At 65.5% G+C, this 15,692-nt stretch carries 10 protein-coding genes; 9 read left to right on the forward strand and 1 reads right to left on the reverse strand.

Going from position 1 to position 15,692, the window contains the following annotated elements; all coding sequences use genetic code 11:
- Positions 1-31 precede the first annotated feature (31 nt).
- Positions 32-4,966, reverse strand: coding sequence for a helicase (locus BRADO_RS06040; protein WP_011924425.1), 4,935 nt, complete (start codon positions 4,964-4,966; stop codon positions 32-34).
- Positions 4,967-6,000: 1,034 nt separating this feature from the next.
- On the opposite strand from BRADO_RS06040, the gene BRADO_RS06045 reads away from it, so the two are divergent.
- The 9 genes from BRADO_RS06045 (at position 6,001) to BRADO_RS06085 (ending at position 15,690) form a co-directional block, all read left to right on the forward strand.
- Positions 6,001-7,701: a porin gene (locus tag BRADO_RS06045; RefSeq protein WP_011924426.1), complete on the forward strand. Its 1,701-nt coding sequence runs from the start codon at positions 6,001-6,003 to the stop codon at positions 7,699-7,701.
- A 153-nt stretch (positions 7,702-7,854) separates the two neighbouring features.
- Positions 7,855-10,167: a type II secretion system secretin GspD gene (gene gspD / locus BRADO_RS06050; RefSeq protein ID WP_371259360.1), complete on the forward strand. Its 2,313-nt coding sequence runs from the start codon at positions 7,855-7,857 to the stop codon at positions 10,165-10,167.
- Entirely contained in the window at positions 10,164-10,691 is a 528-nt protein-coding gene (locus BRADO_RS06055) for a tetratricopeptide repeat protein (RefSeq protein ID WP_011924428.1), read from the forward strand. The genes gspD and BRADO_RS06055 overlap by 4 nt, the downstream gene beginning before the upstream one ends.
- 112 nt (positions 10,692-10,803) lie before the next feature.
- Entirely contained in the window at positions 10,804-12,417 is a 1,614-nt protein-coding gene (locus tag BRADO_RS06060) for a GspE/PulE family protein (RefSeq protein ID WP_011924429.1), read from the forward strand.
- 4 nt (positions 12,418-12,421) lie between these two features.
- Entirely contained in the window at positions 12,422-13,636 is a 1,215-nt protein-coding gene (locus BRADO_RS06065; protein ID WP_041756161.1) for a type II secretion system F family protein, read from the forward strand.
- An 18-nt stretch (positions 13,637-13,654) separates the two neighbouring features.
- On the forward strand, positions 13,655-14,134 hold the full coding sequence (gene gspG / locus BRADO_RS06070; RefSeq protein WP_173363487.1) for a type II secretion system major pseudopilin GspG: 480 nt from the start codon (positions 13,655-13,657) through the stop codon (positions 14,132-14,134).
- Positions 14,135-14,136: 2 nt separating this feature from the next.
- The gene (locus tag BRADO_RS06075; protein WP_041756162.1) at positions 14,137-14,610 is read left to right on the forward strand and encodes a prepilin-type N-terminal cleavage/methylation domain-containing protein; all 474 of its coding nucleotides are present in this window, start codon (positions 14,137-14,139) and stop codon (positions 14,608-14,610) included.
- Positions 14,588-14,989, forward strand: coding sequence for a type II secretion system protein J (locus tag BRADO_RS06080; RefSeq protein WP_083794829.1), 402 nt, complete (start codon positions 14,588-14,590; stop codon positions 14,987-14,989). Before BRADO_RS06075 ends, BRADO_RS06080 begins: the two co-directional genes overlap by 23 nt.
- Positions 14,986-15,690 (forward strand): type II secretion system protein J, encoded by a 705-nt coding sequence (locus BRADO_RS06085; RefSeq protein ID WP_011924434.1) that lies wholly within the window; start codon positions 14,986-14,988, stop codon positions 15,688-15,690. Before BRADO_RS06080 ends, BRADO_RS06085 begins: the two co-directional genes overlap by 4 nt.
- The last annotated feature ends 2 nt before the right edge of the window (positions 15,691-15,692 follow it).

Consider the following 15,692-nt stretch of genomic DNA (forward strand, 5'->3'; position numbering starts at 1 on the left):
CGAGCCATTGTGGATCGGCCTCGCCGTTGCTTCATTGTCCCCAGGCGGTGAACGCATCCGCGAATGCGCGCTCACCGTCCGCTCCCTTCTCGATCGCCAGCACGGCGCGGCTGCCGCCGTTGTACACGATCGGGATATCGATCCACTCCTTGCCTTTCAGCAGCAGGACATTGCGGGTCTTGTCGACCTCATTGGCCGACAACGCGATCATGAAGAACTCCGGCGTGACCTTCGCCGTCAAGGTGGATAGCGCCGAGCCGCGGCCGGCCTCCTTGGCCTTCATGCTGACGCCCTTCAACGAATCGACGCCGGCGTGGCTCGGGTCATCGGGCCAGTTGAATTTGACCTCCATGATGTGGCTCGCCGGCATGTCGGCCTCCTTGTTCGGCCGCAGCGATAACGTGGCCTTCATCTGTCGGTCGATCTCGACATCGCCTTTGATCGACGCCGGTACGCTGCCTGCGGCACGCTCGACCCGCCAGGTCACCTTTCCGAGAAAGCGCTTGCCGAGCGGATCCTGCGGATCCTCCTGGTACAGCACGGCATGGGAGATGATCGGCTCGGCCGCGCTCCCGGTCGTGGTGGCGTTGGCAGCCGTGGTCCTGACGTCCGGTGTCATCCGTTCGGCGGCGACCTTGTGCGGCCCCGGCTCGGCCGGCAGCGCCGCTGCGGGAGAGCCCGCATTCCACGCGACCGCGACCTGGGTCGTGACCGTGTGCCACGCTGCGGCGAGCCGGCTTGCCGCCGGTGGCCAGGAGATCGACGCGCCGACGATGGCCATCGCGACGACCGCCGCTGCGGCCATGACGTATCGCCGCAGCGAGCCGCGCGGCGGTGTGATGAGATCGTCTTGGACGGCGCGTGCGCGCTCCGCGAGCGCCGGATGCTTGATGATCTGGTCACTCTGCGCCCGCCTGGCTCGGACCCGCGAATTCCTCGCCGGCTTTTCACTCTCATCGGCGGGAGCGACGACGAATGTTCCCGCGGCGTCGTCCAGCGCCGGCGGCGCATGTGCCCCCGGCTGTCTCTCCGCAGCCGTCGTGGCGGTACCTGTTTCGATCAAAGCCGGCGAAGATGCGCCGGAGGAGCTCGCCGCGCCGCGCAGCCAGTCGGGCGCTGGGCCAAGCACCGGCATGACGGACGGGGCGCTGTGTCTTGCGAGCGACAGGTTCTCCGCCACCGTGGCGATCTCGTCCTCCAGCGAATAGGCGGGCCGCACCACCAGGGACGAGTCCGGCGGAATGTCAGCCGTCACGCCACCGGACGCATCAGCATGTCCACCGTAAGCCGATGGCTGCAGGCGCGTGAAGGGTTGCGATGAGCTCGCCATCGGCAGCGCGACAGGTTCGTCACGGCGCGCATGCTCGCGAAGCCGGATCGTCCGGCCGGGGAACAACAGATCGAGGAGCTCGCAAAGCGCAACCTTGGGCGGCATGAGCTGGCGAATGAAGGCCGGAACGCCGCCGAGAGCGGTCGGCACGACAGGGCCCGCGGCGCCATGGCCTTGCCCAATCATCTCGTCAGCCGTCCGGTCCTCGGTCACGGCGAGAACCTTGCGTCCTCGGAGCAGGACGGTGAGCTCGCGCAAGTCTGATTGCGCGGCGTCATCGATAACGACAAGATCGAAGGCGCTCAGTCGCGCCGGCAACTGCTCGGCGACGCGCCATGCCGGCATCAGCTGGCATGGAATGCCGTCGTGGCAGTTTTCGAGAGCTTCGCGGGCCACCTGGCGCAGCTGAAACGCACTGGGGCCGGAGCAGGTCGCGGCGATCTTTCGCCAGGCTGTCATGAACCTCGTAAACGACTGCCGAACGGCGCTGCTGGCGTTCTGGGCCAGTGCGAGATGCATTCGCGCCACGACGACCTGCTCGAACAGCTTGCGCAGACCGGCCTCCAAGGCCACGCGCCGGTCGGACAGATCCTGCAGCAATTGCTGTTGACCGAGGCCTTCGGTCTGTCGCATCAGCACCGCCCAATTCCAGGCCATCACCCAGTCCGCGAGCAACACCGGATCGCCGTCAGCGGTCGCGGGCTCGGTCTTGATCCGCCCGGCGAATGCATCCGCTCCGGCTTCGGCGATCGCCTGATGGACCTCGTTGATCAGCTCGATGTCCTGGCGACGCTCGTGCAGGCGCTGCAACCAGCTGCGAACGGCACTCCAGCGCGACTCGAGGTCTTGTGCCTCGACGTCGTCGCGGCCGATCTGTGACAGCACCTCGGCGTCGACCCGGACCTTGATCGCACCGCAGTCTTGAAACAACGCGTTCAGCCGCGTGAGCTCCTTGCGCTGCGTTCCGACGCGAGCGGCGATGCGCCTGATCGTAGACGCCAGCGCAGTCATTCGGCGGCCGTCGTCCATCAAGCGGGCGATCTCGCCGTCCGCCAGCGACAGCTTCGACGCGGCGGATAGCACATTGCGCTTGGCCAGCGTCGCGGTGACGAGTGCGACCTCGACGCTCCTGACGATGCGGTCGTAGCCCGTGAGCCCATGCAGGGAATCCTGCGCCGGAGAGGGCACGCCGATCTCCGCTGCCAGCGACCGCCATCGCACGTCGAGCGAATGCAGGTGGCGCCGCCATGTGAGATGATCGCGGACATGCGCCCAATCGGCGGCGCCATTGGCCGGGAAGCCGGCCACCTTGATCGTGTCCAGCGTCTGCTTCAACGCGCGTCCGGAGAGCGAGAACGGCGCGAAGCGCCTTTCGCCGGCCGCCAGCCGCTCGACCGCTCTCATGAGCTCCTCGCTGGCAAACGCGTCCTCGGGCACGTCCACGGGCCTCACGAGGAAGTCGGCCCGTCGCGACAACATGGACGACGCGTCGCGGGCAAAATCGATCAGGATGCCGCTCTCGACGCCGATCTCGCGGGACAGCGCGCCGATCGGCGACAATCTTGCAAGCCACGGCTCGTCGGCAATCACCTGATGCGCGGCGGCCAGCGCCTCGAGATCGTCCGCGAGTCTGTCCGCGCCGTCCGGCGCGAGCATCTCGACCGCTGCGCCGGCCAGCCGGCGGTCGCCGCTGTCGTCTTGAGTGTGCGGCGCGACCGGCTGCAGATCCCGGTGCAGACGCGCCAGCGCCGCGGCCTCGGGCACGCTCGCCATGTCCGGCAGGGGGGCATCGACATAGCGGAGATCGTCAGCGAGTCGGATCCGCGCGGCCCGGGCCTGATCGACCGCCGCAACGATCAGATCCGTCTCGCTCAAAAATCGCCGCGGCCGATCGGCGAACCAGGCGTACGCGTCTCGATCGGCGATCAAGCCGGCCAGCGCCTCGAGTGGCAGGGCCGCTCCCTCGGAGCGCAGCATCATGCTGCCGGCGATGTCAGCGACCTCTTCATCAAGGCCGGCGATCTCGTGGCTGGTCGCGAGGATGTCGCGCTCGAGCTGATTGACGTGCTCGGCCTGATCATGCAGCTCGGTCGTATCGATGATGGAGAGCAGCCTGTTGACCACGCTCTCCGCGTGCTTCAGCACGTCCTTGTCGGAGCCCGTCAGGTCGACCGTCAGCTCGCGGACAGCGAAAGGCAGTTTGTCGGCGAGGAGCGACAGCGCCAGCTCGTTGCGAGACACGACGAGCACGCGCAGCCCCAGCGCGAGATGGTGACAGACAACGTTGGCGATGGCGGCGGTGCGGTCGGCCGCATCTGCGCCCTTGACCACAAGTCCGTCCGACCTCTGAAGCTGGCGCACCATCTCCATCTGGTCCGAGTTCGTCGGCAGCGGGAAAAACAGATCGCCGCGATCGGCGGCCATCTGCGCCGCGGGCGCGATGTCTATCGGATCACCGATGACGCCGGAGAGTCGCCGCCGTGCGCCGTCATTGAGATCATGATCCGATGCCCCAAGCAGCAGATGGGTCATTGCGGCCAGGCAGCCCTCATTGCCGGGCATGTAATCCAGCGCGCGTTTCAGGCGCTTGATGTCACGCAGCAACAGGGCGTCGGAACGCGGCCGTGCGAAGATGACCCATCGGTCGGAGACGACCAATTGCTCGCTTTCCTCGGGCAGCAGCAGGGCCGAGTCCGGCATCGTCGGGCAGTAGATTCCGTGCGGATCCAGCTGTGAGCCGATCGCGCTGAGAATGGGCTCGAAGCTCGCGGGTTGGAACGGCGACAGCTCGGCGCCGCGCTCGAGCAGCTGCTCGGCCGTGTGGCCCGCAAGCCTGGCTGCCGGCGTGAGGAGCTCGAACGCCTTGAGATTGGCCGTCGCCGCAACCATGCGCGGTCGGATCCTGATCTCGGAGTCGGCGTTGTCGAGCAGTTCGATCTCGACGAGACGTTCGAGCAGAGGGAGCTCCAAGTCGCCCCCGTGGCGCCGCCAACGGGAGACCCCGATCCCCCACACGATCTCGCAACTCGAATCGATGCGCCCAGCGCTCGTTGCCTTGGCCAGCTCGCACAGCCGCTGATGCAGCGCGATGGTCCGGCGGCGGGGCCGTTCGGCGGTCGCCCAGATCGTCCAGGATCCGGCGAGGTAGCGTTCCAGACGCTCGACGACATCCGGGCGCTGTTCGAGGTGCAAACGAATGGTCCAGAGCCCGGCAAAGGTGGAGGACTCGTCGGCCAATGTGCAATGTTCGGCGCGCGCGTGGCCTGCTGCGATCAGCCGGTCCTTCTCCCCGGTCGGCACGGTGATCGTCACACGTTGTCGAACCAGCGGACGACGATCCGGGTCCGACGGCACAACGATCCACATCGTCAGGTCGGGCTCGATCTCGGGCGGATCGACGGCGATCAGCCGCTCGACCGCGAGCCAGACAGGACCATCCGCATCAAACGTGTTGTGGGTGACGCCGGGCAGGTCTTCCAGTTCGTGCTGATGGAAAGAAAAGCATTGTCCGCCGGCGAGCTGGTGGTCGGACAGACGACTGACAATGCCGGCGTCGCGCAGGATCGTCTCGGTCAGCTGACCAAGCACGTTCTGCAACGGCGCGACCGCCGACTCCAGCCGATGGACAGCGTTCATGGTGCCTCTCCGATCACAGCGGCGACGACATGGCGCATTCGTTTCACCCTCGCGTTCTCACCTTTTCGTCTCTCACAAAGAGAGGCGGTCTGGTCCGTCGAGAAAAACGACGAACGCTGCTCGTCGCGATCAATGCCCGGCAGCTGACGCTGCGGATTTGCGAGAAATCCCGGCGAAGGTCAGCCTCGACCAGGCTAATCGATTGACAATAGGGTCACGCAATGCGGCGATATGATGGGACAGACAACAAGAAGCCTGGTCATTGAAAATCGTCGCCAACTGATTTGTTTACATTTCGAAAGTTGCCGCCTTGGGTCGTCGTGAGCTCCCTTAGAATCTCTTTAAAAGCCCGATGCGATCCCAGACGCGCCTGCCATGATCGATGTCGGCAGGTATTTGTAGGCGTCCAGACGCCGCTCGATGCAGCAAGCGAAGCGACGTATCGCCGCAATCTTCCGCGCTTTCGCTTTGCATTTTTGCGAGATTTCAGCGTCTCGGCTCCGCCGTGCCATTCCCCGACCGCAATTTCTCGCGGACTGCGGCCATCGCTGACAAAGTGTGGCGTCGTCGTTTGTCCGGGGCCAAAGCCGCGTATTTGCAGGCCCGGGCGGCCGCGGCATCCGCGCCGCGCGCTCGGCCCCTCGATCGAAGATAATTATTAGCAACTCAAATAACTTAGCAAAATCGAAAGCGCCATCCGCGGGCGCAATCGAGGCTGGCGCGCCGCCGTCGCGCAAAGGCCGCCGCCAAAGTGCTGACACGCCAGCATCGTCGGCGAGCCCAAGTATCGACATCGCATGCTTCTAGCGCGAATGGCTCGCAGTTGCGTGCGAGTTCGATTTTCACGGCTGTGCGGATGAAGGGGATGCTCTTCCGCGCATCATCATGGGGAGGTTCTACTGATGGTCTTGATTAGCTGTGTCGGGAGAAGCGCGGATCGCTTCGCGTCTTCACACCACGGCGCTCCGAGTGTCGGGAGGAGCAACCGTTCGCTTCGGAGCCGCAGCGCGCTGCCATCGTATCTGCTTGCCGCAGTGTCGACGCTGGCGCTGAGCGCGGCGGCACAGGCCGCCGACGACGGATCGTCGCGATCCGCGGACAGCGCTGCGGTCAAGGCGCTGATGGCGAAGATCGAGTCCATGGAGCAGCGTATCAACACGCTTCAGGTCGAGCTCAAGGATGCGAAGGCGAAAAAGCCTGCCGGCGTCGGGCAGTCCGCGTCGCTGGCGTCCAGGGCGCCGTCAGGTGCCGTTGCGTTGACGGGCGCCAAGGATCTGCGCGGCGGCGCGATGAAGGCGTCCGACAATGCGCCGTCCATGTCGAAGTCGGTCGGCAATGCCATGGCGCTCGCGGATTCCAAGGACGTCGATGCCGCCAAGCCAAAGACCGCCGATGCACCGCAGTCGTCAACTCCGGCATCCCGGCTGGCGGCGGCGTTCGCCGATTCGGACCCCAAGCCGAAGTTTCTGCCGGCAGCCGATTTGAAGGCTCCTCCGCCCGCGTCTAATAAGGACCTGTTCGGCGCGGCGCCATCGCCGGTGCCGGGGATGCGGATCGGCATGTATGGTGAGATCAAGCTCGGTTCGCAGCAGAATCCCGCGGCCAACGGCCAGTGGCAGAACGGCTTCGATATGGCGCGTCTGGTGCTGCTGCCGACCTATCAGGTCAACGACTACATCACCTTCAATGCCGAATTGGAATGGGAGCATGGCGGTACTGCGTTCGACAATGACGACAAGCTGCATGGCGCCGTCGAGGTCGAGCAGGCCTTCTTCGACGTCAAGTTCAACGATCACTTCACCTTGCGCTCGCCGGGTATCGACCTGATCCCGATCTCGTTCACCAACCTGTATCATGAGCCGACGCTGTTCTACAGCGTGCAGCGGCCCGAGCTCGCCAACGGTCTGATCCCGACGACCTGGTACGCTCCCTCGGCCGGCTTCTACGGCAAGATCGTCGACGGCTTGAACTATCAATTCCAGGTCAGCCAGAGCGCCGAGGACTTCGGCGACGATTTCGATCACCGCGGCGACAACGGGCACATCATATCCGGAGGCTATGCGGGCGGCATCACCGGTGGCGAGGCGCTCGCGTTGGCGAAGGCCCCGGTCGGCGACTTCCGGCAGATGAGCAACGAGCTCGCGTATACGCTGCGTCTCAGCTACACGCCGTCGTTCCTTCCCGGCTTCGCCGGGAGCTCGGCGATCTACTATTCGCCGAACGTGACACCACGCGGCGCCTACGCCACCCAGCCGGATGGCACGGAGACGCCGCTCGGCAGAAACGCAATGACGATCTTCAACACCGAGGCCCGATATCGCGTCCCGAACACCGGACTGGAGCTGCGCGGCGAATATGCCTATGTGCATTTCTCCAACCCCGAGAATCTGAGAGCCAACAACGATCTCGACGACGCGAACAATGTCGGCAAGAGCATGTGGGGCTATTCAGGCGAGATCGCCTATCACTTCAGAGCCCCGAACGACTACGACATCGTGCCGTTCTATCGCTACACCCGGCAGAACTTCCAGACGTCGGGCATGCTCGGCTCCGATCTGACCAATGGACTGAACAATCTCACCGGAAGCGGCGACATGACGTTCCACGATGTCGGCCTCGCCATCTTCCCCAACCCGAGCCTGGTCTACAAGATCAACTACACCAAGGTCATCGACCACAGCGCGACCGGTGCGATGTCCGACCGCATCCTCGCGGGTGTCGGCTGGCTCTGGTAACGGGCAAAGAGGGGCCGCTGTCTGCAAGCAGCGGCCATTCCTCGCTAGGCAAGCAACGATCCGGGACGAACGTCAGGGCATCTCGTCCCGGAGTCGCAATGCAGGACGTCATCGGTAGATCGGGTGGGCGGACGAGTGAGTGATTTAGCTGAGATGGGCCCGGGTTGGCTGCGATTTCGCACACTCGCGACGCTGACCTGGCTGGCGTTGGCGCTCGGGGGGTGCAACCCTGCGACGCTCGGCAACGACAATCGCGGTGACGACGTGCTCGACAAGGTTGGGCGCCTCGATCTTTCTCCGCGCTATCCGAGGCAGGTCATGCCGGAGCAATCGCCGGCCGCGCGGCGCGCCAGGGCGGAAATCTATGGCGGCACTGACGATCCCAGAGACGCGCGCGCGGAGGCACCGGCAGCCACGCTTCCGGTGCAGCAGGTGGCCGCCCATTCGCAGGCCGTCGGCAACGGCTTCGAGCTGAATTTCGAGAATACGCCGATTGCGACGGTCGCCAAGGTCGTGCTCGGCGACGTGCTCGGTGTGGGCTATACGATCGATCCGCGGATCCAGGGAACCGTGAGCCTGTCGTCGGTGCGTCCGGTGCCGAAGTCGGACGTGGTCTACGTGCTCGAGAATGCGCTGCGCCTGGCCGGGACAGCCCTGGTGCGCGACAATTCCGGCTATCGTCTGATCCCGTTGGGCGAGGCGGTCGGCGCGGGCAATGTGGACGCGCCCGGCGCGACGGCGGAGCCCGGCTACGGCATCACGATGCTTCCGCTGCAATACGTCTCCGCGCCGACGCTGTTGAAGCTGCTCGACAGCTTTGCGCTCAAGCCCGGCACCGTGCGGGCGGATCCGGGGCGCAACGTCCTGCTGATCCAGGGAACAGGGGCCGAGCGGCGAACCGCCGCCGATGCGGCGCTGAGCTTCGATGCGGACTGGATGCGCGGTCAATCTGTCGGGATCTTTCCGATCGAGAACGGCAATCCGGAACCGATCGTCGCCGAGCTCGAGAAGATCATGGATACGGGCGACAGCGGCCTCGGCCAGAACATGGTCAAATTCCAAGCGGTCAACCGCATGAACGCTGTCATGGTGATCAGCCGCAAGCCCGCACTGCTGCGTACCGCGGAGACCTGGATCAAGCGGCTGGATACCGGCAGCACGCTGCGCAACAGCGTTCATGTCTACCGCGTCAAATACGGCGAGGCGCGGCAGATGGCGCGGGTGCTGAACGAGATGTTCACGGGCAATTCCAGCGCGGTCGCCGACGCGTCGTCGACGGACCTCGCCCCGGGATCTGGATCTTCGTCGAGCTCGAGCAGCGAGCGGCTGTCGGCCGCCGGAACGACAGCGTCCACCGGCTTCTCGGGCGCGTCTCAGGCCAACATCGGCGTGGTTGCCAATCGCGGCTTCAATGGCACGCCGCCGCCGACACAGGTCGGCCTCGATGGCGGCTCTGAGGCGCGCGCGTCCTCCGCCGGCGGCAAGCCGCTGATGGATGGCGTGCGCATCACGCCCGACGTGGTCAACAACACGCTGCTGATCTACGCCGACCGGGAGAACTACCGCATCATCGAAGCCACGCTGCGCCAGTGCGACCGGCCGCAGCTCCAGGTCGCGATCGATGCCACGATCGCCGAGGTCACCCTCAATGACAATCTGACCTATGGCGTGCAGGCCTATCTGACCAGCAAGAATCTCGGCTTGCGGCCCGATCAGGGCTCGCTCCTCAACACCACATCGACCTCGGCACCGGCGACCGTGGCGTCGGCGGCGGGAACGATCACCAACGCGTTTCTGAGCCGCGCCTTCCCGGGTTTCAATTTCCTGATCGGATCGGAATCGCAGCCGAGCGCGATCCTGAGCGCCCTGCATACGGTCACCGATGTGAAGGTGCTGTCCAATCCCTCGCTGGTGGTGATCGACAACCAGGCGGCGACGTTGCAGGTCGGCGATCAGGTGCCGGTCTCGACCGGCAGCGCCACGGTGCTGACGACCAACAACACGGTCGTGAATACGATCGACTACCGCAACACCGGAATCATCCTGCGGGTCGCGCCGCGGGTGAACGAGAACGGCAATGTCCGGCTGGAGATCGAGCAGGAAATCAGCAACGTTTCGCCGCAGACTGCCAACAGCCTGACGCCGACGGTGGCGCAACGCAAGGTCAAGAGCTCGGTTGCGGTAGCCAGCGGTCAGACCGTGCTGCTGGCCGGCCTCATCAGCGAAACTCATCAGGGCACGCGTACCGGCTTGCCGGGCGTCGACCAGATTCCGGGCTTTGGAGATCTGTTCAGCAACAACGACCGCAGCCGAGGACGCACCGAGCTGATCATCTTCATCCGTCCGCAGATCATCCGTGACGGCACCGATGCGCATTACGTCGCCGAGGAGCTGCGCTCGAAGCTGCGCGGAACGATCAAGCCGGTGTCAACCAGCGCGCTCCAGGCGCAGCGGGCCAGCCGATGAGGGGGCGCTCCACGTTCTTCGTTGCCGTCCTGGCGCTGTGTCTCGGCATGACGACGGCCGATGCCCGGCCACGTGGAGACGGATACACGGCGTTCGCGCGGGGGGATTATGTCCGTGCCGCGGCCCTGCTCGCGCCGCTGGCGGAGCGCGGACATCCGCGCGCCATGACGGCGCTGGGCTACATGTACGACAACGGCTTCGGCGTTCCGCAGTCGTATGAGGCGGCCGTCGAGCTGTATGGCGGGGCGGCGGAGAGCGGTGAGCCGGCGGCGCAGCACCTGCTCGGGCTGAGCTATGACAAGGGGCACGGCGTGATCCAGGATCACGTCCTGGCCTACAAATGGCTGAGCCTCGCAGCTGCCGCCGCGCCGCTACGCCAGCGCGACCCTTACCTGCGAATTCGCAACGCTGTCGCGTTCAAGATGTCGGCCGATCAGATCATCGAGGGTCAGCGGCTTGCGCTCGCGTGGCGGCGCGCACGGCCTGGCGGAGCTGGCTTAGCTGGCGCCGCGGCAGGTTTGTAGTTGTTCTAATGAAACGATCTTACAAGCGTCATCTTTGACTTCGAGAACGGGTGGCTCTCAGCCGTGCCCTCCGCGATGAGGTGATCGACAACCAATTGTCACGAGACGCGCCATGAGCTCGACTTCTCCTTTTCGACTGGCCGACGAAGACGGTGAGGTGAGATCGTCGCAGGGCGCCGATCCCGAATCTCCCGACTTTGCCGACGCGATCGCGCGGCAGCTCGGCCTGCCGCGGATCGGGCTGGCCGGGTTGCTCGCGGCCAAGCCGCTGACCGAGCAGTTTTCGCGGCGCTTTCTCCGGGAGACGGCGGTCTTTCCGTTTCAATCGGCCGACCGTGAGCCGTGTCTCGCGGTGGCAGATCCGCGCGATAGTGCGACGGCGCGCGCCGCGGAGCTCGTGTTCGGCGGACCGGTCGCGCTGGTGGTGGCCTCTGCGGAGGATATCGGCACCGCGCTGAATCAGCTTGTTGGCGATGACGATGCGCCCGCCCGCAGCGAGACGGGTGAGCCGCAGCTGCGCGAGGACGATATCGAGAGTCTGCGCGACCTTGCCACCGGCGCGCCGGTGGTGCGCGCCGTCAACGATCTGTTCGAGCAGGCGGTGGAGCTGCGCGCCAGCGACATTCATGTCGAGGCGATGCGAAGCGGCTTGTCGATCCGGATGCGCGTGGACGGCCTGCTGAAGCCGGTCGCGGGGCCTTCGGGCGTGCTGCCCCGGGCCGTGATCTCGCGCATCAAGATCGTCGCCGGCCTGAACATTGCGGAACGTCGGCTTCCTCAGGATGGCGCCGCGCGGCTGCGTGTCGGCCGCCACGAGCTGGACGTCCGTGTCGCCGTGATGCCCACGCAGCATGGCGAATCGGCGGTGATCCGGCTGCTGCCGAAGGACCGCGGACTGCTGTCGATCGAGAAGCTGGGCTTTGCTCCTCACGACGATCGAACGCTGCGCCGGCTGCTGGCGCTGCCGCATGGCATGATCGTGATCTGCGGGCCGACAGGCAGCGGCAAGACCACCACGTTGGCGACCGCGCTGTCGATCCTCAACGAGCCGACACGCAAGATCCTCACCATCGAGGATCCCGTGGAATACGAGATCCCCGGAATCAACCAGTCGCAGGTCAAGCCTGCCGTCGGGTTGACGTTCGCGTCCGCGCTGCGATCCTTCGTGCGTCAGGACCCCGACGTCATCATGGTCGGCGAAGTTCGCGATAGTGAGACGGCTCACGTCGCGGTCCATGCCGCGCTGACGGGTCACCTGGTGCTTACCACGCTGCACACCGAGAACGCGGCGGCGGCCGTGCCGCGGCTGCTCGATCTCGGCGTCGAGGACTTCCTGCTGCGTTCGACGCTCCGGGCGGTGATCGCGCAGCGGCTGGTGCGCAAACTATGCGTGCGGTGCAGGTCCTCTCATCTGTTGAGCGCCGACGATCTCTCCGCAGATCCGCGATATGCCGCGGTCGGCTTCGATGTCGGCGAAACCGTCTACATGCCGGCGGGCTGCGAGAGCTGCGGCGGGACAGGCTATCGCGGCCGTCTCGGCATCTTCGAGGTCCTGGAGCTCGACCAGGACATCCGGTCGCTGATCCAGGGTACGACTGACGCCGCAATGATCGATCGCAGCGCCATTCGCAACGGGATGACCACGATGCTCGATGATGGCGTTGCGAAATGCCGGGCCGGCGCGACGTCGGTCGCGGAAGTCTTGCGCGTCACGACGCTGCGGTGAGCCGATGAGCACATTTCGATATCGTGCACTGACCGAGAGTGGCGACGTCGTGCATGGGACGATCTCGGCCGCGACAGCGAAGGATGTCATCGACCGGATCGAATATCTGCGTCTGTTGCCGATCGAGACGATCGAAGAGAAGATCGGCAGCTCGGTCAGACGTGACATGGCGGCCTGGCTTGGCGGCCCTGGCCCGGGCGGTGTCACGACGTTCACGCGCGACCTGGCGCTGCTCCTGAAAGCCGGCGCACGGCTGGAGGACGCGCTCGAGCTTCTGGCCGGCGACGCCGATATCGGGCGGCTGCGTGCGATCGTCAGCCGGCTGCGATCCAGCATTCTTGCGGGCGAGAGCTTTGCCGATGCGCTGGCGCATCATCCGACGCAGTTTCCTCCGATGTATCTGGCGCTGGTGCGGGTCGGCGAGGCCTCGGGCAGCCTCGATCACGTGCTCGACGTGCTCGGCGCGGAGCGGGCGCGGGCGGAGGCGATGCGTCGCAAGCTCGGAGATGCGCTGCAATATCCGCTATTCGTCCTGGTCGCCGCCTTCCTGGTGATGCTGTTCTTCTTCATCGTCGTGCTGCCGCAGTTCTCGACCGTGCTGCGCGATTTCGGCGCGAGGACGGACGCGGCCATCACGACGTTTCTCGACATCTCCGAATTCCTCCGCAGCAACGGCGCGGCGATCGCGTTATTGGGAAGCGGAATCGTCGCCGCGGGTATCCTGCTGCTCGGGCGTGCAAGCATTCGAGGCGCGGTGATCGCGCGTCTGTGCCGCCTGCCGGGTCTTGCGGCCGTGTTCGGGTCGTATCGCACCAGCGTGTTCTGCCGCAATCTGGCAATCCTGCTCGGTAGCGGCCTGACCCTGACGGCGACCTTGCGCATCCTGGTCGACATCATGTCGGTCACCGGCGACGGCGCGGTTTGGCGCGCCGCCGCTGACCGGGTGCGGCAAGGCGGCAAGCTGTCGGAGGCGCTGACGTCGGCGGACATCCTGCCGGCGATGGCCACGCGGATGATCCGGATCGGCGAGGAGACCGGGCAATTGCCGGTTCTCGCGGGACGGATCGCTGAATTCTACGAGGCCAAGCTGCAGCGCAGCCTCGACCGTATCGTCGGTATCGTCGGCCCCGCGGCCATCATACTCATCAGTACCGTCGTCGGCGGCCTCATCGTATCGGTGATGACCGCGCTGTTGTCGGTCACTCAACTCGTCGGGTAGCGGAAGATGAAGCGTCGGATGACACAGGCAGGACTGAGCGGCGCCGCGCGGCAGGCGCGCAGCGACAGAGATGATCATGAGAGCGGCTTCACGCTCGTCGAGATGCTGGTCGTCATCGCCATCATCGGGATGATCATGGGCCTGATCGGTCCGCGCGTGCTGACATCGCTGAACGAATCCCGGGTCAAGACCGCGCGGATTCAGATCCAGAGTTTTTCCAGCGCGCTTGATCTGTTCTATCTCGACACCGGTCGCTATCCGACCTCATCCGAGGGATTGGCGGCGCTGGTCCGGCCGGCCGCGTCCATCCCAGGCTGGGCCGGACCGTATCTCAAGGGAGGCAACGTTCCGAGCGATCCCTGGAGCCATCCCTACGTCTATCGCGCGCCGGGACAGCACGTGCCGTATGAAATCGTATCGTATGGATCAGACGGTCAGGAGGGCGGCGTCGATCTCGCGGCGGACATTTCGTCGACGGCAACGGTCGGTGCCAGATAGCGATGACGCGGGGCGACGGCAACGAGGCCGGCTTTACCTTGATCGAAATGATGTGCGCGCTCGCGATCGTCGCCACGTTGGCGGCCGTGCTGCTGCCCGCCATGCCGCGACAAACCTCCCGGTCGCAGCTGGAGGCCTATGCGATTGAGCTCGCTGCTTTGCTGAAGGCTGATCGAAACGCCGCCATGAATCGCGGCCTCGAGGTCTCGACCCGTATCGACACCCGGGCGCGTTCGATGCGCTCCAGCGTCAGCGGACAGGAAATCCGTCTTCCGGATGATGTGCGATTCGAGACGGTGCTGCCGCGCAGCTGCGACGATCGGCCCGCCTTCGAGAGCATCAGCTTCTTCGGCTCGGGCATGTCCTGCGGCGGCGTCGTTTCGCTCACGCATCTCGACGCCGGCTACCAAATCCGCGTCAACTGGCTGACTGGAAGGATCGAAATTGTCTCGAATGCCGGCATCGCTGGACGGTAGCGCGAGCGCGGGATTCACCCTGCTCGAAACGCTGGTTGCGCTCGCAATCCTGGCGCTGTCGATGGTCGCCATCGCTGCGCTGATGGGATCCTCGGCGCGCGGCAGCCGCAAGCTCGAGCAGCACGTCGCGCTGGTGCAATCGGCCTACAATGCGCTCTGGCTGGCGTTTCCGTCGCGATCTTGGTCGCCGTCGCGGACGCAGTCGGGGGAAACGATGGCGCATGTCTGGCGCGCGCAAGTCGAGCCCTTTGCCACCGATGTCGGAACAAGCTCATCCACCTGGATCCCTGAAAGGATCTTGCTGCAGGTTCGCGCGCCGTCCGGCGCGACGATGGAGTTGGAGACGGTTCGTCTGTTTCGAAAGCAGGCCGGGCGATGATCACGCGAGCCGACCATGCCCAATCGGGCTTCACCTTGATCGAGGCGCTGGCCGCAATGGTTCTGATGGGGCTGCTCGTCTCGGCCCTGGCCCTGTTGACAGCGCAGTGGCTGCCGAACTGGGATCGCGGCCTGCACCGCATCCAGCGCAGTGAATCGGTGAGCGTCGCGCTCGATCGTATCAGCGCCGATATCGCGGCCTCCGAATTCATCCGGGCCGACGCGCAGAGCAAGTCTGTTCTGTTCGATGGATCGGAAACCTCGGTCACCTTTGTCCGGATCTCGCTGGGCGCGAAGAGTGGTCGCGGCCTCGATCTTGTTCGCATCGCCGAGACCGGCAGCGGCGACAGCGCCGTGATCACGCGTAAGCGCGCGGCGTTCGCGCCGGGTCGCTCGTCCGGCCCAGACCTCGGCGATCCCGTCGTCCTGCTGCAAGCGCCTTATCGGGTGTCGTTCGCCTTTGCCGGAGCCGATCGCGACTGGACGCCGTCGTGGCATGACGCCGAGCGGCTGCCCTCCGCGGTGCGGGTCACCTTGCGCAACGCAGCCGACGCGAAGGCGCCGGCGATCTCGCGAATCGTGGCCATCCGTGTCTCGGCGCCGGCCGACAGCGTCTGCAGTCCGGCAGACCGGACATGCGACCGGCAGGCGCCGTCCGCAGGCGCCACCGTCGGACGCGCCGCCGCGCGAACGGAGCCATGATC

This window comes from Bradyrhizobium sp. ORS 278, assembly GCF_000026145.1.
In the GTDB taxonomy this organism is placed as follows: Bacteria; Pseudomonadota; Alphaproteobacteria; order Rhizobiales; family Xanthobacteraceae; genus Bradyrhizobium.

Bases quoted from the DNA above. Each gene is read 5' to 3' on its own strand.
- BRADO_RS06040 (WP_011924425.1), bottom strand. From the start codon at position 4,966: ATGAACGCTGTCCATCGGCTGGAGTCGGCGGTCGCGCCGTTGCAGAAC.
- gspD (WP_371259360.1), top strand. From the start codon at position 7,855: ATGGGCCCGGGTTGGCTGCGATTTCGCACACTCGCGACGCTGACCTGG.
- BRADO_RS06055 (WP_011924428.1), top strand. From the start codon at position 10,164: ATGAGGGGGCGCTCCACGTTCTTCGTTGCCGTCCTGGCGCTGTGTCTC.
- BRADO_RS06060 (WP_011924429.1), top strand. From the start codon at position 10,804: ATGAGCTCGACTTCTCCTTTTCGACTGGCCGACGAAGACGGTGAGGTG.
- BRADO_RS06065 (WP_041756161.1), top strand. From the start codon at position 12,422: ATGAGCACATTTCGATATCGTGCACTGACCGAGAGTGGCGACGTCGTG.
- gspG (WP_173363487.1), top strand. From the start codon at position 13,655: ATGACACAGGCAGGACTGAGCGGCGCCGCGCGGCAGGCGCGCAGCGAC.
- BRADO_RS06075 (WP_041756162.1), top strand. From the start codon at position 14,137: ATGACGCGGGGCGACGGCAACGAGGCCGGCTTTACCTTGATCGAAATG.
- BRADO_RS06080 (WP_083794829.1), top strand. From the start codon at position 14,588: ATGCCGGCATCGCTGGACGGTAGCGCGAGCGCGGGATTCACCCTGCTC.
- BRADO_RS06085 (WP_011924434.1), top strand. From the start codon at position 14,986: ATGATCACGCGAGCCGACCATGCCCAATCGGGCTTCACCTTGATCGAG.